The organism is Photorhabdus aballayi, from assembly GCF_026153155.1.
In the GTDB taxonomy this organism is placed as follows: domain Bacteria; phylum Pseudomonadota; class Gammaproteobacteria; order Enterobacterales; family Enterobacteriaceae; genus Photorhabdus; species Photorhabdus luminescens.
Genome location: NZ_JAPFCD010000012.1, coordinates 72,238 through 94,061 on the forward strand (window position 1 = coordinate 72,238; position 21,824 = coordinate 94,061).

The 21,824-nt window shown below is 40.8% G+C and carries 15 protein-coding genes; 10 read left to right on the plus strand and 5 right to left on the minus strand.

What is annotated here, in order from left to right:
• Nucleotides 1–21 precede the first annotated feature (21 nt).
• The 3 genes from OO184_RS08860 (at nucleotide 22) to OO184_RS08870 (ending at nucleotide 5,153) form a co-directional block, all read left to right on the plus strand.
• A complete protein-coding gene (locus OO184_RS08860) occupies nucleotides 22–2,919 on the plus strand; it encodes a salicylate synthase (protein ID WP_376712548.1) in 2,898 nt (965 codons plus the stop codon).
• A gap of 189 nt (nucleotides 2,920–3,108) precedes the next feature.
• Nucleotides 3,109–4,275, plus strand: coding sequence for a cupin domain-containing protein (locus tag OO184_RS08865; protein WP_265378856.1), 1,167 nt, complete (start codon nucleotides 3,109–3,111; stop codon nucleotides 4,273–4,275).
• A 263-nt stretch (nucleotides 4,276–4,538) separates the two neighbouring features.
• Nucleotides 4,539–5,153 carry a rhomboid family intramembrane serine protease gene (locus tag OO184_RS08870; protein ID WP_265378857.1) on the plus strand — a complete coding sequence of 205 codons (615 nt, stop codon included), beginning with the start codon at nucleotides 4,539–4,541 and terminating at the stop codon, nucleotides 5,151–5,153.
• Here the strand turns inward: OO184_RS08870 and OO184_RS25185 are convergent.
• The 4 genes from OO184_RS25185 to OO184_RS08885 all read right to left on the minus strand — a co-directional run bounded on the left by OO184_RS25185 (nucleotide 5,129) and on the right by OO184_RS08885 (nucleotide 8,446).
• The gene (locus OO184_RS25185; RefSeq protein ID WP_376712546.1) at nucleotides 5,129–5,248 is read right to left on the minus strand and encodes a hypothetical protein; all 120 of its coding nucleotides are present in this window, start codon (nucleotides 5,246–5,248) and stop codon (nucleotides 5,129–5,131) included. The genes OO184_RS08870 and OO184_RS25185 overlap by 25 nt on opposite strands.
• Before the next feature lie 58 nt (nucleotides 5,249–5,306).
• Nucleotides 5,307–6,350, minus strand: a complete 1,044-nt coding sequence (locus tag OO184_RS08875; protein WP_265378858.1) for an acyltransferase — start codon at nucleotides 6,348–6,350, stop codon at nucleotides 5,307–5,309.
• Nucleotides 6,351–6,360: 10 nt separating this feature from the next.
• Nucleotides 6,361–7,017, minus strand: a complete 657-nt coding sequence (locus tag OO184_RS08880; protein ID WP_265378859.1) for an SGNH/GDSL hydrolase family protein — start codon at nucleotides 7,015–7,017, stop codon at nucleotides 6,361–6,363.
• A gap of 514 nt (nucleotides 7,018–7,531) precedes the next feature.
• The gene (locus tag OO184_RS08885) at nucleotides 7,532–8,446 is read right to left on the minus strand and encodes an Rpn family recombination-promoting nuclease/putative transposase (protein ID WP_265378860.1); all 915 of its coding nucleotides are present in this window, start codon (nucleotides 8,444–8,446) and stop codon (nucleotides 7,532–7,534) included.
• Between the two features lie 576 nt (nucleotides 8,447–9,022).
• On the opposite strand from OO184_RS08885, the gene OO184_RS08890 reads away from it, so the two are divergent.
• The 3 genes from OO184_RS08890 (at nucleotide 9,023) to OO184_RS08900 (ending at nucleotide 12,914) form a co-directional block, all read left to right on the plus strand.
• The gene (locus tag OO184_RS08890; RefSeq protein WP_265378861.1) at nucleotides 9,023–9,763 is read left to right on the plus strand and encodes an NADPH-dependent oxidoreductase; all 741 of its coding nucleotides are present in this window, start codon (nucleotides 9,023–9,025) and stop codon (nucleotides 9,761–9,763) included.
• Between the two features lie 154 nt (nucleotides 9,764–9,917).
• Nucleotides 9,918–10,841 (plus strand): LysR family transcriptional regulator, encoded by a 924-nt coding sequence (locus tag OO184_RS08895; RefSeq protein WP_265378862.1) that lies wholly within the window; start codon nucleotides 9,918–9,920, stop codon nucleotides 10,839–10,841.
• Nucleotides 10,842–11,585: 744 nt separating this feature from the next.
• On the plus strand, nucleotides 11,586–12,914 hold the full coding sequence (locus tag OO184_RS08900) for a hypothetical protein (RefSeq protein ID WP_265378863.1): 1,329 nt from the start codon (nucleotides 11,586–11,588) through the stop codon (nucleotides 12,912–12,914).
• A 231-nt stretch (nucleotides 12,915–13,145) separates the two neighbouring features.
• Here OO184_RS08900 and OO184_RS08905 read toward each other — a convergent pair whose 3' ends face one another.
• Entirely contained in the window at nucleotides 13,146–14,090 is a 945-nt protein-coding gene (locus OO184_RS08905) for a phosphatidylinositol-specific phospholipase C (protein WP_265378864.1), read from the minus strand.
• A gap of 594 nt (nucleotides 14,091–14,684) precedes the next feature.
• Here OO184_RS08905 and OO184_RS08910 point away from each other — a divergent pair.
• Genes OO184_RS08910 through OO184_RS08925 form a run of 4 tightly spaced genes read left to right on the plus strand, consistent with a single transcriptional unit; the run spans nucleotide 14,685 to nucleotide 21,719 of the window.
• The gene (locus tag OO184_RS08910) at nucleotides 14,685–17,636 is read left to right on the plus strand and encodes an aminotransferase class I/II-fold pyridoxal phosphate-dependent enzyme (RefSeq protein ID WP_265378865.1); all 2,952 of its coding nucleotides are present in this window, start codon (nucleotides 14,685–14,687) and stop codon (nucleotides 17,634–17,636) included.
• 28 nt (nucleotides 17,637–17,664) lie between these two features.
• The gene (locus OO184_RS08915) at nucleotides 17,665–19,584 is read left to right on the plus strand and encodes a carbamoyltransferase C-terminal domain-containing protein (RefSeq protein ID WP_265378866.1); all 1,920 of its coding nucleotides are present in this window, start codon (nucleotides 17,665–17,667) and stop codon (nucleotides 19,582–19,584) included.
• A gap of 25 nt (nucleotides 19,585–19,609) precedes the next feature.
• On the plus strand, nucleotides 19,610–20,935 hold the full coding sequence (locus tag OO184_RS08920) for a cytochrome P450 (protein WP_265378867.1): 1,326 nt from the start codon (nucleotides 19,610–19,612) through the stop codon (nucleotides 20,933–20,935).
• Nucleotide 20,936: 1 nt separating this feature from the next.
• The gene (locus OO184_RS08925; RefSeq protein ID WP_265378868.1) at nucleotides 20,937–21,719 is read left to right on the plus strand and encodes an SDR family NAD(P)-dependent oxidoreductase; all 783 of its coding nucleotides are present in this window, start codon (nucleotides 20,937–20,939) and stop codon (nucleotides 21,717–21,719) included.
• Nucleotides 21,720–21,824: the final 105 nt, after the last annotated feature.

Consider the following 21,824-nt stretch of genomic DNA (forward strand, 5'->3'; position numbering starts at 1 on the left):
ATTCCAGGGAAAACACTTACTATGACGCCAGACTATCTTTGGAATGGCAAAACGTTGGACCAACAACTTGCCGGGTGGTCTGGTATTTGGGGCGATAAAACAGCGCTGATCTATCAAGAACAACAACTAACTTACCGTGAATTGCACCAATCCGCAGAGAGATTGGCCAGCGGATTATTTCGTCGTGGGGTCCGTCGCGGGGATAACGTTATGGTACAACTGCCTAATCGCATCTCCTTTGTCGTTACCTGTTTTGCCCTGTTTAGGCTCGGCGCTCATCCGGTGTTATTAATGCCGACACAGCGGACACATGACGTTCATGCCCTTTGCCAAATTGCACGCCCGGTCGCTTACATTATTCCTGATTGCATCCATGATTTTGACTATCGGGAAATGGCACGAGAAATTGCGGCATCTTGTCCCGATTTGAAACACATTATTGTTGATGGAGTGGCGGAGGAATTTACCGCATTGGCCTCCATTGATGATGAACCGGCAAATATTCCCGGTCCAAGCTATGGTGATATTGCTGTTTTATTGCTTTCAGGGGGAACGACAGGGACGCCGAAATTAATTCCCCGTACTCACGATGCTTATACTTATGATTTTGTGCTCTCTGCGCGCCTGTGTGCAGTAACCACGGAAAGTGTTTATTTAGCTGTGCTGCCTGTTGCACATAACTTCACATTAGGCAGCCCCGGTATTTTGGGTACCCTTTCTCAAGGCGGCAGTGTTCTTCTGAGTGATACCGCCAGTTGTGATGAAGCCATGCCATTGATCGAACAATATAAGGTAACCCATCTGGCATTAGTGCCGGCTCTGGCACGGCTCTGGGAACAGGCTCGCGATTGGGAACAAAGCGATCTTTCCTCCCTGCGCTGTTTGCAGGTCGGTGGCGGCAGGTTAACGCCAGAACTGGCGGAACAGGTAATAGCACGCCTTGGACCTTTGCAGCAGGTGTTTGGTACAGCGGAAGGATTACTCTGTTATACCCGATTGGATGATCCTCATGAGGTCATTATTAATACTCAAGGACGTCCGTTATCAGAAGAAGATGAGATCAAAATTGTTGATGCCAATTTGCAACCTGTAGCACCCGGTGAGGTAGGAGAACTGATTACACGTGGCCCCTACACCATTACGGGATATTACCGTGCAGAACAGCATAATACCGTGGCTTTCACCACCGATGGATTCTATCGTACTGGCGATCTGGTGCGTATGACCTCAGACGGCAACCTGATCGTTGAGGGCCGAATTAAAGAGCAGATTAATCGCAGCGGCGAGAAAATTTCGACCCAAGAAGTTGAAACCTTGTTGCTGCAACATCCTGACATTGATGATGCCGTTGTCATTTCTGTGCCTGATGAACTGTTGGGTGAACGAACCTGCGCCTGTTTACCTAACAATGGCAATCAACCAGAACCGGTGCAGATAGAGGAATTTCTACAGCAGAAAGGGGTTCAGCGTCATAAAATTCCTGACCAATGGTTGTTTGTCCCATATTGGCCGTTAACTACGGTGGGAAAAATTGATAAACGCCGTTTGGTACAGATGGCACAAGCAGAACATGGCTGTTCAATGCAGCAATATCATGAACAAACCGTCTCAATTGCCAGCACTCCGTTAGATTTGGTTACGCATTTGCTTTCGGATGACAATGCACGACCTTATATGCTTTATGAAGTAAAAGGTGAATGGTCATTGGGGATAGGCTGTGCGGCGACTATCAGTGCGGACGCATCGGGGCAATTGATTGATTCACAGGGTAATCGTCATCCATACGATATCAGCACATTGAGCCAAAAACTGGAACAGGCGCTAAGCGCCCTCCCCATTCAGGATTGGCGGGCCTATGGAAGAACTTTATTTGAGTTCTCTCATATGACCTATGGGTTGCCATTAGCACAACAAAACGAAGCGTTAATAAAAATCACTATTCCACAACATGAATTACGCATAACTCAAGGACAGGTTCTGATACGAACACTTGAAGAAGGTCAACTCGCCATACTAAGTGAGAAAATTAGCCAGGCTGATCAATTAGGCACACCCGTTTTCTCATGTACAGAAGATATGGCAATCATTAATAAGCCAGACGCGGCGAAACATTATCAGGATAACGTCGCCAATGCGGTTAAGGATATTGCTGCGGGCCACTACCAGAAAGTGATCCTGTCACGTCGGGTTGAACTTGGCTCAGACATTGATATGCCACACAGTTACTGGTTAGGTCGTCAGGCTAATACACCTGCCCGCTCCTTCTTCTTACGGGATGAAGACTTCTCTGTTTATGGTTTCAGTCCAGAAACCGTGGTTGAAGCAGATGGCTCAGGTTGGGTCAGCACGCAACCATTGGCTGGAACTAGAGCATTGACACATGACAAAGATCAGGACCAACGATTGAGAGCAGATTTGCTTTCTGACCCGAAAGAGATTTCTGAACATGCCGTTTCGGCCAAATTGGCATTAGAGGAACTGGCGCCGATTTGTCAGGCTGAAACACTTTGTGTGTCAGAATTTATGGCGATTCGTGAACGGGGTTCAGTACAACATTTGGCATCACGGGTCAAAGGATTACTGCAAACAGACAAAAATCGTTGGGATGCGTTTATCGCCCTATTCCCGGCAGTAACCGCTTCTGGGATACCAAAAAAACCTTCTTTACAAGCAATTTCACGTTATGAAAGCGAACCACGCCGGCTTTATAGTGGCTGTGTCATGTTATTGGATAGCTCAGGTAAACTGGATGCAGCGCTGGTATTACGTTCTCTCTATCAGCATCAAGGGCGCAGTTGGCTTCAGGCGGGTGCAGGCTTGGTAAGAGATTCAAAACCAGAAAGAGAATGGCAGGAAACTTGTGAAAAACTTGACTGCATTATGAAATACGTTCGCCCTTATTTTGGCAAAAAAGAGTAAAGAAGTAATAACACTTCCGGGAAAACCAGAGCTGTCTCTGGTTTTCCCTAGACGACTAATTTTCTACTATGCTTAACAGGTCACCTCTAATTTTTCCTTCCGTGACAACCAGTAGCTTAAAAAACTAACAAATAGATATCAGCTTGCAACTATTCCTGCTGGTACCCATTTTACCTGGAGGCAACAAATATGTTCTCTCGTCGTGATATCTTGAAGGCATCCGCAATTGGCGCGGCGGCTGCTAGCATGGGCGGTATGATTAAAGCTGCCGCTGCTGATGAACAACATAATACAGTCACTGCTGGTAATAATAAACCGCCAACAAATGCCAAAAGTTTGTATAAATATAAATTCACCGATAGCAAAAAACGGATATTGGAAAATGGATGGGCACGGGAAGCTACAGTAGAACAATTTCCGATATCTGAAGGTGTTGCTGGTGTTGATATGTTACTTAAACCGGGTGGTGTCCGTGAACTTCATTGGCATGCTATTGCCGCTGAATGGGCATATATGCTTGAAGGTCATGCGCGTATTACCATTATCGACCCGGAAGGCAAAAGTGAAGTAGCCGATTTTGGTCCCGGCGATATATGGTATTTTCCTAAAGGTCATGGTCATTCTATTCAGGCGCTTGCAGATGGCGCGCATTTTATTCTGGCTTTTGATAACGGGCACTTCTCAGAATTTGGCACTTTCAGCATCACTGATTGGATAACGCATATGCCGAAAGAGGTGCTTGAGAAAAGCGTCAACATGCCGGCATCTGTTTTTTCTAACATTAAACAGGGTGAAGCTTACATCGTCGGTGGCCCTATCCCGCCAAAACTTCCCTTGCCCGCTGACGATGGAGGATTGAACGATGCTCCACTCACCCACCGTTATGAACTATTGAAGAACAAACCCTTCTTTGAGAACGATGCGGGGAGTATTTATCGGGCATCATCGAAAGAATTTCCTATTTCTACAACAATCACCGGTCTCATAGAAACAGTCAAACCTGGTGCAATACGTGAACTACATTGGCACCCGAATGCCAACGAGTGGCAATATTACATTTCAGGCAAAGGACGTATGACCGTGTTTAGTTCCCACGGACACGCACAAACCGCAAAATATGGGCCAACTGATGTTGGTTATGTGCCACAAGGATTTGGTCACTATATCGAAAATATTGGCGATGATGATCTTACAGTGCTGGTTGTACTGGATAATGGTATTTACGAAGATATTTCACTCTCTGATTGGCTAGCTAAAACTCCGTCTTATCTGCTGGCGGATAACTTCAATAATAAGCCTTCCGACTGGGCGGATCGTCCTAAGGATAAGTTAGTTATATCACGCCGTAGGAGTTGAGATATTACACCGTGGTATATTGAAGAAACTTACATAACCTTGTATATCAGAAATAGCCTCGTTTACACGGGGCTTTATTTACAGTAGTGGAAATGATAAGAGGTCGATGTTAATACCAGAACCTCGGCCAGACTACTGATGTAATCGCCGTTATTGAGCAACGGCGTAGCGAAATCAGTGCAGTACTGGATGTAGATATTACACTTAAAGATTTACCTGATATAATTTATGATGTCATATCACGATTATGAAGGAAGTATTGAATGTTCCAAATTAAAAAAGCGCCTATAACAACAATATTTATAGTATGTGTGACAATTGTTTACTCCACATTTGTTTCATATTCATTAACAGGTAATTTTATCGGCAAAATAAGTATTATAGATTTAGAGAGATATGGAGGATTAACACCAAATAGATTATATGAATTTGAATATTGGCGACTTCTGGTTTCTCAGTTCATACATGTTAAACAACTGCATATGGTCTACAATGTGTTATCACTTTCCATTCTAGGAATTTTATTAGAAAAACATCTTGGATCTAAATTTTTCTTAGTTTTATGGTTTACTTCTGGTGCTTTGGGAACTCTTTATAGCACTAACTTTGTTAGTTATCCTTGGAATATTGGCACAGGAGCATCACAAGCTGTTTTTGGCGTATCTTCCTTTGCATTGCTGTTGATTTTTGTCAAAGAGCATACCTCTAGTATATTAAAGTTTGCTGTTGTTTTTTCCATGCTGCCGGCAATGGCTTTAGATTTTATTTATGCTCACTACCCTAAGCCAGGTCATGTTCTTTCTATTTGTATTGGGCTTGCAATGAGTTTGTTTTTCTATAGGAAAAATAAATCTTATTTTGATAATATTTCCATTTGAAAATAATAATTATCCACATTTAGCCCATAAGGCGTTTTACCTTTCAAGCCACTGTGTGGTCTGTGATAATTGTAAAACGCCTTCCATTTAGCCAATACACTTTACTGCCAAGAAGATATTACTGTAAGAAACCGACTCTCCCTGTCAATAACGTTAGATGGTTATAATTTTTGATGTTATTTTTGATTTCCGTAACAAAACACATAATATATATGACAGGATAAAAGCCAGCAAAGAATAGGCTATTATGTAAACATATATATTTATGTAATTAAATTTTTCTAAAAATAAATTATGGACAAATTCGTTATGTATTTCAATAACAAAAATATTGTGAACGAGATATATACCTAGTATATTCTTGCTAATGTCATTCATTAATGATGGTATTTCGTTGATATTCAAATTAACCAAGAATAAAAACAGGCAAACCGAAGAAACCTGAAGGAATATATTATAAAACTTCCCATAAAAGAAGATCATCCCCGTTCTGGATGAAATAATTGATAAAGATATCAATGATATAATAGAAAATACTAGAAGCATTATATGTTTACAGGAAAAAGCCTTTATTTGAGGTTTAGTTAGCCCTAAATATCCGCCTATCAAGAAACTAATCAAACCCTCAACTTGGAACGGAAGCAAAATATTGAATGGGATTAGGGAAAAAGAGAATTGGTAATCTGTTAGTGCATTCAGTAATGTAAGATTAGAAATAATAAGCATTATGACAAGTATTTTCATAATCCCCTTTGCATTTGTTTCATTAAATGTATTACGCATTAGTGGTGTTAATATATATAGAGAGACAATTGCAAATATAAACCATAAATGGGTGGCGTCAGATGTGGTTCTACTAACATTAATATAATTTAAAAAATCAACAGTAGGTACTGTTGTAAATTTACTGATAAAACATGTGTCATACAGATAATAAAAGATAAGCCAAAACAACAATACGGTTAATATCCCTTTGGCTTTATTAATGATGTAATCCACCTGCTTTTCATGTTTGTTATTTAGTAAGAAATAACCACTGCACATAAAAAACAACGAGACTCCCAACTGACCGATCTGCCTAAAAAAATACAAAACCACGTCATTATCATCGCGCAACAAGAAAAATAAAGTAACGTGAGAAATTACAACGAAAAATATAGAAACGATCTTTAATAAATCTATGGTTAATATTCTCATTATTTGTCTCTTAAATGGATAAAATGAAGTTTGAAATTTTTGGGGCAAGCCTGGCCATACCTATTTTTGATGGATGCAAACCATCGGACACTGTGCCCAAGCTATTGCTGGTCATAATATCGATATTTCCTTCATTGAATCCAGATTGTTTTAACAAATCCAGATATGGGATGGAGTGTTTTTCGCAAATTTCCCGACAAACGTTGCAATAGTCAGACAAGTAGTACCCTTTGGCGTTTTTACTATTCATACCTCTTTGTACTGATATTGGCGTTGTTATAATAAACCCTATTCTCGCTAATGGGTATTTTTTGGTAATTCCAGTCATTAATAACTTCATCCCCCCAATAAATGTCAGAGAGGTTTTGTCTTTATAATCACCTATTTCCACCCCTCCATAGGAGCCGAAATCAAATCCAAAATCATTTACCCCTCCCCATATTGTAATAACATCTGGATTGCTTCCCATTTTTTCATATCTTAAACAAATGGCTGAATTGTCATTTTTATCTTTTTGGGCTATGCATGTTCCCCCTATTCCGTAGTTTTTCCATTCTTTTAGACCTAAACTTTTAGTCACTATTGGTTGATACCACCCTCTTTCAGTTATACTGTCTCCGAGGGTAAACCAACACCCTCCCTGCAAATGCGATTGAATATAAGACATTCACTTTCATCCTTCTAAAAATAAAATGTAGACCGACTGGCTTTCTATCAGTATCGAATGTTAGCTGGAATGGACGCAGGCGTTTCATAGAGTGGCGTCCGGATATTCGGCGAGAAGCCGTTGTGTTTTATTGGTAGTTTGGTCTGTATGACGAGTCATCATCCTGATCCCATGTAAATCATGTCCGTATGAGGATCGCTGACCGGATAGTGAAAATGAATTTCGTCACTGCGGCTGGATCTCGGATAAAGTTGTCTCATATAAATAGTACGATATCAACCTCTTTTACAACCCTTCAATCGTATACATTTATAACAGACATACGGATTGGCTATTATTGTCAGGCACTAAAAAATGCCGATAGAGATAATTAGTTTGCTAAATAAATGGCTGATAAATTAGCTAAGGAGAAAAATGGATCTGAAACATAATATTGAATTACTGACCACCTGAGTTTAATAACAAAAATGCCGATCTTGAATATCGGCATTTTGCAGCGAAAGAGGAGATTAATTTAATGCTTTAACATTTCAATTTTATCCCGGCTCAGTCCGGTACTGGTGACAATAATGTCCAGACTGACACCATGTCGTAATAATGCGCGAGCCGTTTCCAGTTTACCTTCCTCTCTACCTTCTTCTCTACCTTCTGTTCGGCCTTGCTCGCGCCCTTTTTGTTCAAGCTGTTCTGCAATAGTCATCAACATTGTTTCATGCTCCGGAGACTGTTCAATCAGTTGATGGACAAATTGGGAGAGATCCAGCGTATGTCCATTCAGTAAAATATAGCTTAACGCAATATTGCGTTGCTCAACTGTATTATACCCTGCATTCAAGAGTTCCACCAATTGGGGGACCCATTCCAGCATATCCCTACAACGAATATGTTTTTGCACCAGCTCCATCAGCGCAACCCCTTTATGTGTCAGGATTTCTTCATCGCTGAGCACACTGACGTCCACCAACGGAAACGCCTGACGGTATAAGCGAGCAGCCTGTTCAGGGAGCGCAAAACAATCCAGCCACCGGTTTGAGTAAGGATAAGGTCGAACCTCGCCATGATAAAACAGCAGAGGCGCCACCAAAGGGAGTTCAGTATGGCCTTTTTTCAGGTGAGCCGCCATCGCTGACATGGCGTAATACATCAACCGCCAGGCCATCAACGGGTCAGGGGTGGACTGATGTTCAATCAGACAGTAGATATAACCTTGTCCCTGGGTTGTTTCAACCGAATACAGCACATCACTGTGCAGTTGACGCAAATGCCGGTCCACAAAACTGCCGGGTTCCAGTTTCAATGTGGCTAAATCACACAACGACTGGATCTCTTCGGGCAGATAAAGGGATAAAAACTCCCTGGCCGTTTCAGGCTGCGTTAAAAAATGTTTGAATAATGCGTCATGGTGAGGCCGTTTTTCTTTCTTTGCCACAATCCGTTTCTCTGTCTTATCAGTTAGTCATCGCTGCTCATCGCCAAGGCTATAATATCTCTGGAAGACCCGCAACCAATGAACAACATATTATCATCTGCCTCCGGCCAATCAATGAGTTCCATTACTGAATATGATTCCCTCTTCAGAACCTTTCTTTTCGGTGATTATCCATTACCATGAATAGTGTTATCGCCTTTTGGCTATTGTTAACCGTATCCACCACATTTATCCTCTTAAACACCAACCGTTATCCCATTTTTATAAAAAACTACGTTTGATTATGCACAAAATGGGATAACCATATATTTAAAATGAGAGGATAAAATGTCTGATTCCAGAGTGGAACGTAACAAAGCTGTTTTCCGCTTATTACTTGAAGATGCAATGCCGAATTGGCCATCCAGATCGGTTACGGTCTCAAGCTCAATTAATTTGCATCATCTTTTCTCTGCAAAGATTAATTGAGTCTCTGCTTGATTAATTTATCCCCTTGGGATGCAGTCTGGGGATAAGCATTAATACTGTCCCTGCCTTTAATCTCCCCATTATCCGTTAAAAAATGAGAGCTGTGATATGAACGAGACCATTGAACTCCTGCTTAACCACAGAAGCGATCGTAGTTTTCTTGATAAAAATATTCCGGAAGATGTACTCGATAACATTATTAAAGCGGCTTACCGCGCCCCTACCTCAGTTCATTCCCAACAGGTATCAGTGATTGTTACCAGAGACCAGAAGACCAGAGAAAAAATCACTGAACTTTCCGGAGGTCAGAAATGGATAGCACAGGCGCCGGTCTTCCTGACATTTGTTCTGGATCTGTATAAGACCCACAGGGGCCTTGAACTTGTCAGAGAAAAACAGTTGGCTCATACCAGCATCGAAGGCATTATTTCCGGTAGCCAGGATGTGGGGATTGCGCTGGCTTCTTCCATGATAGCGGCTCGTTCTCAGGGACTGGGTGTGGTGCCTATTGGTGGTATCAGGAAAAACCCGGCACAGATTATTGAACTGCTGGAGCTGCCGGAAATGACCTTCCCTGTTAATGGCCTGACCATAGGTTACGTGGATAAGCCCGCGTACCTTAAACCTCGTCTTCCCCTTGCCTCGTTCAGCCATGATGAGAAATATGCTAAAGGGGAGCTCAACACGATGATCGAAAAACATAACGACGAGCTTACGGCGCATTGGCAATCTATTTCACGGGAGGAAGGGGAAAACTGGAGCGCAACCGTCGCTGGTTACTACAACCGGATATATTACCCCGACATCTTACCAACGCTGTTAAAGCAGCATTTTGAGTTAGACAAATAAACCGAAGCGGAGCATAGACTCCGCTTTTTTATCTCTGCAAGAGACGGGAGCTAAGAGAATAATGTCTGGATTTGAAAGAAAAATGGGACAATACTGTTATCTGTATTCATCCTCATGCACAATCAAAACATTCACTTCTTAATCAGGTGGTTACATGAATCAGTTACTGGCGATACGTGCTTATATTCGCGTTGTTGAAGCTACCTCGTTCAGCCGTGCGGCAGATCAACTGGAACTTCCCCGCTCAACGGTAAGTAAACTCATTACGGATCTGGAAAAGCACCTCGGCGTAAAACTCATTAACAGAACCACTCGTACAGTCACGGTCACGGCTGAAGGAAAGGAATACTATTGTCATGCAGTAAAAGTTGTTGCCGACATTGACGCTGCGGACAATGCTGTCAGGGTTAAGAAAAATAAGCCACAGGGACATCTACGTGTCGATGTGCAGGTTTCTTTTGCCCATAACTTGCTTATTCCGGCGCTTCCGGAATTTCATCGGGAATACCCGGATATTACTATTGCTCTGGGTATAAACGATAAAACCATCAATATTGTTGGTGAAGGTGTCGATTGTGCAATCAGGGCCGGAAAAATTCAGGATTTGTCACTTGTAGCCCGTAAAATTACTGATATGGAGTACGTAACCTGTGCTTCCCCTGCATATTTAAAAAGCAATGAGGTGCCGCAAACGCCTCAGGAGGTAAAAGAGCAACATAAAAAAATTACTTATTTCTCTTCCACGACTGGGAAAATCGTTCCTCTCACTTTCACCAGAAAAGAGGAAACTATAGAAATTGTTGATAGCCAATTCTCGGCTAATGAAGGTGATGGAGTGATTAATCTTATGCTCGCTGGATTGGGTATTTCCCAACACCTGAGGGCTTTTGTGCAACCGCATCTGGATTCTGGAAGGCTTGTACATATACTGAAAGACTGGTACCAGCCGCCTCTGCCTTTCTATGTCGTTTACCGACAGAATACTCACCAGAGCACCAGATTTAGTGTCTTTATTAATTGGCTAATTGAACGTTTCGGGCAACCCCAAACTTTTGTATCAGGTCATATTAATCTTTAATGCGAAAAGCCCACTATATTTGGCCTGTTCAAAAAGGAATCTACCAAGATAAATGTTGGTCTATAGGTGAAATGGTACTAAACCCGGCGGGGATAATTCTATTTATTGAAGAAGTTATTCCCATTAGTCCATCAGTATTGAATTCTTTTCCTTATATCATTATTTCAATATGCAATCTAATTACTCTTTACTAATTAGATTATAAAGCTGGATAATTATTTTGGAAATAAAAAGAAAAGCCGAATATATCTAACTAAACTTATCTAATCAAAAATGATGAAAAACTAATTATATGTTTAATGACTTTATCAAGGAAATGAAAAGATATTTTTCTAATACTGTCCGACGATTCTTGACATTCCATAATGGGCTTCTAGTCTTTATACATCATTTGAGTGTCTGACCTAAAACTTGAACATTCCAATCCTGAATGTCGGGATTGGAAATTCACAATCTAATATAAATACAGGTCCAACTATGAATCCATTTGATCATGTAGTCCCTATGCGAAAAGAAGAATTGCACCGTGTTCCCGCTGCACAGAGTACGTCCAATCGTTTTGCCGATGCTGAAATCCCGCAACACCCGTGGATGGCTCCGAACGACTTCGGGAGCCCGCACCAGGATAGCTGGTGTTCCGAGTCCGTGTCGCTCAACGGTCCCGTTAACGACAATCTTCTGCTTATCGAGCAGTACAACCCTTTCGGATACACGCCGAACATGGTTTGTAATAGCTAGAATCAAATGGTGGGCGTCTCGCTGGAATACGACACATCCCAGTTCTGGGTAGTGGTGTTCGACGAAAACTGCAACATCATTTCGGCCACGCCTGCGGGAAAGCTTTCCACTGATATCTTCATCTTCGGCGGCGGCTACTTTTACCTGGATAACAACGACAACACGATAGTCGTACAGGACAACCAAATCGTCAGCTATCCGACAGCGGATGTGCAGCCAATAGAGGGCGAGATTTATCAGCTCACACCGAACTGGCAGAGCGCCGATATCATCGAATTGGTCACTGGTTCCGCGGAGGGCAACTCCCTCTACTCATCTCTTCCTGTTTGGGATGAGAATCGTCCGAATCTCTATTGGTGCCTGATTGCCGGTGAGTACGACTACCAGAACTACCCGAATAGCACACTCAGTTCTCCTGCATGGATAGCGGTTGTACAAATCGATCCGAACGATGGGAGCACAACGCTAATTGGCGCGAAGGAACTGGAAAAACAGTGGAACAACAATACCTTCTCTGTTGATGAGAATGGGGCTTACATCGTCACCAACGGTATCGACAACGAGGGTCTTTGTACGGAAGGGTATCTCTGGGCGTTCGGTCTGGAGGGGGATGACATCACCATTCGCTGGCAGACGCCTTACAAGAATGCCGGATACCGGAAGCCGGGTCAGACGAATATCGGTTCGGGAACTACGCCGACACTCACCAAAATGGAGGACGGGACTGAACTGGTGGGAATCACCGACAATGCCGATCCACGCCTGAATGTGGTAGTTTGTAACCGCTCGGATGGAAGTATCATCTCCGAGACCCCGTGCTTTTTGGCAATGAGGAGCGCCGACGAAGCCTCGTTGATCGGCGTTGGCGATACCTTTGTGGTCGAAAATAATTTCGGCCACTATCCGACGTGGCCATTCTCGCAGTTAGTTCCGAATGGTCCCGGTATGGAAATGATCCGCATCGACCCAGCGAATACCGAACAACCCGATGAAAAGAGATGGTCTCTGCCGGACATTCATTTTTACGCGATGAACATGCTCTGTCGCGGAAGCGGTATCATCTTCGCGCATACTTGTAACTGGTCCGATGATATCTCAGCGTCAAAAGGAGGAATGTACTATATCAGCGCGATTGACTCTTTCAGCGGCCGAGTGATTTGGCAAATTCCCCTTGGCAGAGGTACGAACTATTGTCATGAGTATGGCGGCATTTACTTCAATAGAAATGGCGATCTCTACATTGGCACCAACCAGTATCTGGTCGCTATTAAGAATTTCCAGAGCCGTTCCCAAAAGCTTAAGGAACAGGTGGCCGAAATCAGTGTGAACAATTGAGGCGATTGCATCAACCAGGCTCAGTGACCACAATCTAGCCTAATGGGAGCGAAGCTGCAAAATACAACGGTTGATTTTTTTAAATTGGATTTGCAGCTTTACTCTCACTTTGTCATCTACAGCACTTTTAAGGCTGTACTGAAATGGCAGCATTAAAATAACGGCTAGTAACTTCCATATTTAGTCCGATTGATACTTCAAAGTGATCGGCCAGCCAAAAGCCCTGTGGACCTAGTTGGAACTTGAACAATCTGGCATTTTGTTGGAATTGCAACCTTCATAGAGTAGAGAAACCACATCGCCGTTATTCCATCTGCCGACAAAGTCCATTGCTACGATTCCGAGAGTTGGTTTATCGTAGCCCGAATATGCAGGTTGGTAGGTATGAATAAGCCAATTTTTAAGGCTTTTGTTCATATAAAAAGCATAATCAAGAGTGAAATCAGGGCCACTGTATGCACTCGTGTTAGTCAGATATAGAGTATCCCCGCTATCTTTCAATGCTTTTTCGAGATGATTAACGACAAGGTGATATTTCTCCTTCTTCCCAGGATTATCATAGTGATCCTCAATGTCCATTGATGTCCAAGCTATCCCAGGCAACCCTTTATTCCTTGAAATAATAACAATTTTTCCTCTGACATCACCAAGCTTTGGAATTTGGCAGTCGTCATGAAAGAGCGGAGAGTATTTGTCCTTGTAGCGCTTGAAAATAGCATTGAATAGTTCGTCCGGTTCCTTTGATTGCTCTTGTTTGATACTCATCAAAATCGTTTCTAATGGATTAGCTTTAAGAAAATTCTCACAGTCATTAATTACCTTATCGAATATGATGTATTCATTGATGATCCCGTGATGGATGTCGAAAATCCACCTGCCCTCATAGCCATCAATGATAAATCCCCTATTATTCGTCTCAGCATGACATCGGATATCTAAATAGCGAATTCCTAGTTGCAATTGGTCTGATATTGATAAATCCTGGCATTGAACCATTCCCGATATATTCCTGTGGGCACAACTTTCATGTGTTCCCGGAATAGTGATATGACTCAAAAGTCGATTATCATCATGTAATCGTCCCATCCAAGCATTAGGAGCCCATCCTGACAGTGAATTTTCGGTTTGATGGTTAATATTTAATTTTTCATCGATATTATTACGGTTATTATCCATATTCATTTCTCACTATATTAACTTAAGTTGTCTAAGAGATATTTAGCGTATGACATAGAGCGGCATTATTATTCTCAAGTATAGCTACTATTTTGCAAAAATTAGAAACTCACTAATAATAGGAAATTAAGGCAGGTAGTTATTGAAAAATATAGTAACTATATTATTAATCATAATAGAATAAACAGACATTACCGTTATTAAAATAATGACCAGAAATCATCTTCTCCTATTATACTTACAAATCAAAATCAACATATTGGATTTTGATTTTAATTATCTCAATCATTGTATAAATCAGTAACTCAATAAATATATTATATACCCGTCATCTTTCAAGTTGCCTCTTTGTTGGCTGCGCTCACTCACCCCAGTCACATAGTTATCTATGCTCCCGGGGATTAGTTCCCTTGCCGTCGCGATGCATCTTGAAATCCATAGAGTATATATCGTAATCAATAATCTAAAGAAAATATTAAGATCAAAAATTTTTTAAAATAAATTATAGTACAAATATATTTTTGGCTATTTACCGTCAATTTTAAGGTCATGGTTTAACCGCGATCAATATACATAATTATTCTGAAAATTATAATGGATAGTGGCGCCCGATTAGTTATCACGACCTCAAAACAGAGTGAGAAAATAAAAGAAGTATTTGCAAAAGAAAGCGGTTTTAATGAAGTAAAGGTCATATCGGCAAATGAATTAATAGAGGCCCAAGAGGATGCATCTTACCGGGGCGGATCAAATCTGGCATTGCTCCAATATACCTCAGGTTCAACCGGTGAGCCTAAAGGCGTCATGGTTGGTTATGAAAATTTAATCAATAATCTGGAGGCAATAAAAAATAGGTTTTCATGTTCAGAAGATGCCTGTGGCGTCATTTGGCTTCCGCCCTATCATGATATGGGCTTATTAGGCGGTATACTCCAGCCTTTCTATAGCGGTGTTCCGGTTGTACTGATGCCGCCTACCGCAGTAATTCAGCAACCCGCACTGTGGTTAAAAGCCATTTCAAAATATAAAGCGACCATTTCCGGCGGACCTAACTTTATCTATGAACAAAGTGTTGAAAGAATAAGTGATAAGGATTTGGAGTCTATCGATCTTTCAAATTGGAAGAATGCATTTAGCGGAGCAGAGCCAATCAGAGCAGATATCCTGCAACGTTTTTCCGAACGATTTAGCTCTTACGGTTTTAACAAAGATGCTCTTTATCCCTGTTATGGGTTGGCAGAGAGTACCCTGTATGTTTCCGGGCCTGTAACTAATAACTACGGAATGAAAGTAGAGAATTTTAATTCGCGAGCATTGAGTGAAGGAAACGCTATTAAAGCCAACAGCGTGAATGGCAACACTACATTGGTCAGTCATGGCAAGCCATACGAAAATCAAGAGATTATTATCTGCAAAACTGATATGGCAGACATATTACCTGAAGGTAAAGTTGGCGAAATTTGGTTGCAGGGGCCTTCCGTAACTTATGGTTACTGGAATAATGAGAATGCTACCAGCGATGCGTTCAATCAGTATACATCAGATAATAAAGGCCCTTATTTGCGAACAGGCGATTTGGGATTTTTATTTGATGGAGAGCTATATATTAGTGGCAGGATAAAAGACGTCATTATTATCAGAGGAAAAAATCATTATCCCCAAGATATAGAAAATACGTCACAGATATCTGACACTGCGCTTATTTCAGGAGGATGTGTCGCTTTTGCGGATGAAAAAGGGGTTATCGTCATACAAGAAGTAAAAAGAAGCGACATTAAGAAAATCGATGTCAAAGAAATAATGAAGAAAATAAGAGTGAATATTACGAATAACCATGAAGTCTCTGTTAGTAAAATTATTCTTATCCGGCCGGGTGGAATACTCAAGACATCAAGTGGTAAAGTGCGTCGCAAGGCCATGCAGGAATTGTTTCTCTCTGGCAAATTAACTGTAATCGATGAATGGAATGCCCAGTCTGCAAGTCGTGATCAGCAAAACAACCATCAGGATACGAGTAGATCCTTCGTTATAAACTGGTTTGACAACTGGTTAATTCGAGAAACGGGAGAAGCGTTGCCTGATATAACGGCTGGAGAAGTTCATCTCTATAACCTCGGGATCGATTCACTCCAGAAAGCCACTTTGCTTGCCGATTTTTCAGATTTGACCTCTCACCAATTACCTTCAGATATCTTCGAGCGTCATGAATATCTGGGGTCTTTTTTAAATGAATTGGAAGCCATTTATAATTTTATCAGTGGATATAACCAACTATCGCCTGAGTTGCGCACGCAGATTACGAGTCAGCTAGAAAATGAAGGCGATCATCAGGCATTTGCAGATATTAATGCTATACCCGAAGAGTTCTTTAATCCTGTACATTTGAAAGGCGTAAAAGAAATTGAGGCTCGTCTCGAATCAATGAAAGGCGTTAGTCTCCCCTTCTTTACCACTCATGAAGGAGTGAATGGTTCTCATACAGTAATGAATGCGGAAAACTACCTCAATTTTTCTAACCATAATTATCTTGGACTGGCGCAACATCCTGAGGTTAAATCAGCCTCTATAGAAGCCATCAATCAATATGGCACCAGCCCTTCTGCGGCAAGGATTGTGGCGGGTCAACGCCCTGTTCATGTTGATTTGGAAGCAGAGATAGCGAAGTTTACCGGTCATGAGGACGCCATTACTTTTGTAAGTAGTAATTTTTGCAACGTAACCGTTATTGGCCATTTAATGCAGCGTGGCGATCTCATTTTGTACGATGAATATAGCCATGACAGCCTTCTCCAGGGCGGAAAATTGTCTCAGGCGGACATGTTGCCGTTTGCGCATAATAATTGGCAAATGGCTGATGAACTTCTTGATAAGAAAAGGAAACATTACAGGAAAGTCATGCTCTTTATCGAAGGTGCTTATAGCATGGATGGCGATATTCCTGATTTGCAGAAATTTATCGAAATAAAGAAAAAGCATAAAGCGTTGTTGATGGTAGATGAATGTCTTTCCATTGGGGTTTTGGGAGAAAGTGGACGGGGTGTTTGTGAGCATTGTGATGTCATGCCGTCTGAAATAGATATTTGTATGGGTGGAATTAGTAAAAGCTTTGCAAGTTGTGGTGGTTATATCGCTGGCAAGCGCTCCTTTATAACTTATCTACGGTATACGACGCCGGGTTTTGTTTATACCACGGGCATGCCGCCGGCTGCGGCCGCATCGGCGCTTACCGCCATTAAAGTGATACAAAAGGAAAAATACCGAGTTCATGAAGTACAAGAATTATCAAAATATTTCGTTAATAAAGCGAATGCGCTTGGCTTAGATACAGGATTCAGTAAAGATACCCCAGTTATCCCTCTTATGATCGGCGACGAGAATAAATGTATCTATATTTATCAAAAGTTGAGGGAGAATTTAATCAATGTGCAACCTATCTTGCATCCAGCCGTGCCTGAGAATAAAGCGCGTTTACGTTTTTTTATTAACTATGGACACACGGTTGAGGACATCAATAAAGTTCTTAATATCATAAAAGAGCACATTTAATTAACTTTCGATATAATGGAAACCAATAATGAGCACGATGATGAAAAAAAGAGAGCATTATAAGAACGCCTGTCTCTTTTTAGGGCATAATGCTTCAGCGGTCATATGGAATAATGCCGATGATATGTTTGCCATTGAAGATGAAAAAGAGAGTCGCTCAAAAGGTGGAGAATATGTCCCCATCCACACAATATTGAAATTGATGAAATATGACGTTGATGAATTGAATGTCATTAATTTTCTTGGCGAGGTTGATTATAACCATACGATAAAGGCTTTATGTGGCAACGATAGAGAAATATTTGAAAAATTCATAAAAAGAGTAAAGCTGTATGAATTGAAAATAAACCATCATGCTACCCATGCGATAAATGGCATCATTGAAGCCTGGGAACATCATAAAGAAAACAGCCTACCTAAAAAATACCATATATTGATTACTGATGGTACGGGAGATGATTATGAATCGACAACTCTTTATACCGTGATAATCGATAAAAACAAAGCATTGGCAGATTGCATAAAGACATTACAGCGGGTGAAAAGAATTTCCGCAGCAGATCTCTCATGCGGAATATTATTTGCCCGTGTAGTCTGCAACGCCGATACAGGTTTTTCGCCGTTAAAAGACGAATATAAGTCACTTGGTTACGAAACAGAAATAACACGCCTGTTAGACGATAATAAACTTAATAAACTCAATCGGATTATAATAAAATTATCCGATGGTTTTATGTCAAATAAGAAATATGGTTTAATGTCAGCGATTAGAAGTGATATCAAATCTTTCCTACCCGGCGTTAATGATGAAAACTTTTCTAAAAATAAGGCGTATTACCACGAACGTAATAAAATCCAGCTTGAATGGAGCAGTTCTCGTAAGCCTGTTACCCTATTGGGGATAAAGAAATCTCCGTCAGAAATTCTGTTAGAAAAAAGCGAACATCAGCATTTTTCACATGGCTTTTCTGTTAAATATATGCAGGAAATGGCCGTGAAGCATGTGAGAATGCCGTTGTGGTTGTTGCGATATTTAAATGGATTAAGTCAATATGAGATCCGTGTTATTTCTTCCTATATTGCTAACAAGTTTTTAGAAACTTACTTGGTAAAACTCATTGCTAGTGAAAAAGTGGAAAACCTGATTGTTGGCGGTGGCGTTCATTTCAATGTCAAACTCAATAATGTTTTACTGAACAGCATAAAGGGAGATATCTGCTGCTCTCCCCTTGCTGGTGATATTGTACATGCACTGACAGGCGCTGTTATTCTTGATAATACATTATCCCATAGAAGTATAAATCTATTATTGCTAAAACGTGATTTATCGTTGCCGTATAACGGTAAGTATGCAAAGAATATCATTTATACAGATAATCAAGCTGATTTTATTGAAAATACAGCCCACTATGTGAGTAAGGGATATATTGTCAATACAGTAAAAAACTGGGGGGAATTAGGTCCCAGAGCACTTATGTCAAATTCCACGCTATGTTTACCGACTGATGAGTTGAAGCAAGAAATTAACCTTCTTAATGGCCGGGATGATCATATGCCAATGGCCCCGGTATTAAGAGAAGAGAATTTACCGGTTCTCTTTAATATTAAAGAAGTAAACAGAGTAACAGGCTCCCTTCATGGCATGATTATTGCACTAAGTTATAACGATAATATACCTGAAGAAAAATATCAGGGGGTGATGCATAAAATGCATGATGGCAGAACCACTGGCAGGCCGCTTGTGGTTAAATCAGACGTTGATATCAAAGTGCTACAGAAAGTTGAAAATGAAACTGGCTATGCAGCGTTAATCAACACCTCTTTCAACATTCATGGTTATTCTACCGTTCAGCGAATGCAACATGCATATTACGACTTCGATTATCAGTGCAGGAAAGCAGAACAAACGGGTATCCATAAGCCTTTTCTTATTATCGGTAACTTTTGATAAAATATAAAAGGAGTGCAAAAGAGTGAACTATAAAGAGATTAAGGAAGTAAAAGGTTTACCTTTACTTGGTTCAATACTGGATTATAAATCGGATGCTTTATCACTATTCCTTAATGCAGCAAGGGAGTATGGGGATATTTGCACCATAAAAATGGGTCCAGAGAGTATAATTTTCATTAACAACCCAGACTGGGTAGCAGAAATATTAGCAAAAAGGATAGATTTTTTTGTTAAAAGCCCCAGTTATCGCGAATTAGAGTTATTGCTTGGTCAGGGAATGGTCACGACAGAAGGTGAAGTGTGGAAAAAACAACGCGATAATGCCAGGCATGCTTTTACTATATCCAGTTTAAACACGTTGATCGCTCCGATAAAAGATATCGTCACGAACTTTTCTGATAATACTATTTTAGATGGGCATCGACGTGACATATTCAAAGATATGCTTGATCTTTCCATGAATATTGCCTTGAAAACGCTCTTTGGACAAAGTAGTAGTGATATCAACAGGCACAGTGTTTCAATAGCGCTTGAAAATGCTTCTGATTATGTCATTAAACGTCTTGAAGCGATTATTAAACTGCCGCCTAACATCCCTACATTTCCTGCATTAAAATTCAGGAAGGAAAAATCCGTACTTGATAAACAAATCATTGAAATGATTAAAAATCATGACAATCATAGTGGGAAAGACTGCCTGTTAAATATGATCTTGGAAAATGAAACCGATCATGATGAGATAAAGAATCAATTACTTACCTTTTTTCTAACGTCTTACGAAACGATTGCATCCGCAGCCACCTGGACATTTTATTTCATTTCCCGCTATAAACGCTGGCATAAAATTATTAAAGATGAATATACACAAGCGGTATTGGAAAAGACCAATGATATTTTCGGATTAAAATATACCAATGCGGTTATTAATGAAAGTATGCGTCTTCTGCCTCCGGTATGGTCTTTTTCCCGGACGGCTAAAGAAGATGTCACTATCGGTGAATATAAGATCGCCGCAGGAAAAATGGTGGTTGTTTCCCCTTATTGTTTGCAGAGACATCCAGATTATTGGGAAAAAGCTGACGACTTTATCCCTATGCGCTGGCTAGGCGAATTATACAGCCATAAACTTAACCGTACTTTTATTCCTTTTGGCGCCGGTCCTAGGATATGTCTGGGTATGAATTATGCTCGCATGGTTTTACCGATTATTATCGGTGAGTTTTGTAAAAGAGGATTTTTCGAAACAAGTTATCAGGGATATCCGGAACTAAAAGCAGGTATTACTATCAGACCTGTGAAGGGTGTTAATGGTGTTTGGCGGTGTCTGGCTGATGATGAGGGAGTATAAAATGAATTTGGCAGGAAAAAACATCTGGGTCATTGGTGCATCGATGGGAATTGGGCATGCCTTAGTTAAGGAACTTGACGCTTATACGACAAATTTGGTCATTTCTAGCCGGAAAGAAGATTTATTGAAAAAATTGGCGACGGAAATTAATCTTCCAGAGGAAAATGTTATCCCTTTCGACATTACACATCATGACGAAGCAAAAGAAGCGGTGCATAAAGTGCTTCAACTGATGGGGAATATTGACTGTATCATTTTTACTGCTGGCGTCAGTCAGCGGTCTTTAATCACAGACACACAGCTTTTTGTCTATGACAAATTGATGAATTTAAATTTTTTATCTATTGTCAACATAGCATTAACCCTACTCCCTTCGATGATTGAGAAAAAGAGCGGACATTTTGTTGTTCTCTCCAGTGTGGCAGGTAAGTTTGGTACTCCGAATCGCTCTGGTTATGCAGCATCGAAGAATGCATTACATGGTTTTTTTGAGTCTCTGCGTGCTGAACATACGAAAGACAATATCAATGTTACGCTTGTTTGCCCCGGTTTTATTAATACTGATATTACTATCAGATCTCTCACTGGAAATGGCGAGCCTTATCAACGCATTGATAGTGAACTGGAACACGGCATATCAGTCGATTTATGCGCCAGAAAAATTGTTAAAGCAATCATTAGCGAGAAAAGAGAGATATATCCCGGAGGTAATAGGGAAATCATCGGTGTATACCTTAATCGATTTTTTCCACGATTATTACAGTATATTGTTGCATTAAAATAAAAATAATATATCCCCGTTATCTTTCAAGCTGCCTCTTTGTTGGCTGCACTCACTCACCCCGGTCACATAGTTATCTATGCTCCCGGGGATTCGTTCCCTTGCCGT

What these genes read in the sequence shown, in the direction of transcription:
- OO184_RS08905 (WP_265378864.1), bottom strand. Translation starts at nt 14,090, where the DNA reads ATGGATAATAACCGTAATAATATCGATGAAAAATTAAATATTAACCAT.
- OO184_RS08890 (WP_265378861.1), top strand. Translation starts at nt 9,023, where the DNA reads ATGAACGAGACCATTGAACTCCTGCTTAACCACAGAAGCGATCGTAGT.
- OO184_RS08915 (WP_265378866.1), top strand. Translation starts at nt 17,665, where the DNA reads ATGAGCACGATGATGAAAAAAAGAGAGCATTATAAGAACGCCTGTCTC.
- OO184_RS08895 (WP_265378862.1), top strand. Translation starts at nt 9,918, where the DNA reads ATGAATCAGTTACTGGCGATACGTGCTTATATTCGCGTTGTTGAAGCT.
- OO184_RS08880 (WP_265378859.1), bottom strand. Translation starts at nt 7,017, where the DNA reads ATGTCTTATATTCAATCGCATTTGCAGGGAGGGTGTTGGTTTACCCTC.
- OO184_RS08865 (WP_265378856.1), top strand. Translation starts at nt 3,109, where the DNA reads ATGTTCTCTCGTCGTGATATCTTGAAGGCATCCGCAATTGGCGCGGCG.
- OO184_RS08925 (WP_265378868.1), top strand. Translation starts at nt 20,937, where the DNA reads ATGAATTTGGCAGGAAAAAACATCTGGGTCATTGGTGCATCGATGGGA.
- OO184_RS08870 (WP_265378857.1), top strand. Translation starts at nt 4,539, where the DNA reads ATGTTCCAAATTAAAAAAGCGCCTATAACAACAATATTTATAGTATGT.
- OO184_RS08900 (WP_265378863.1), top strand. Translation starts at nt 11,586, where the DNA reads ATGGTGGGCGTCTCGCTGGAATACGACACATCCCAGTTCTGGGTAGTG.
- OO184_RS08860 (WP_376712548.1), top strand. Translation starts at nt 22, where the DNA reads ATGACGCCAGACTATCTTTGGAATGGCAAAACGTTGGACCAACAACTT.
- OO184_RS08910 (WP_265378865.1), top strand. Translation starts at nt 14,685, where the DNA reads ATGGATAGTGGCGCCCGATTAGTTATCACGACCTCAAAACAGAGTGAG.
- OO184_RS08875 (WP_265378858.1), bottom strand. Translation starts at nt 6,350, where the DNA reads ATGAGAATATTAACCATAGATTTATTAAAGATCGTTTCTATATTTTTC.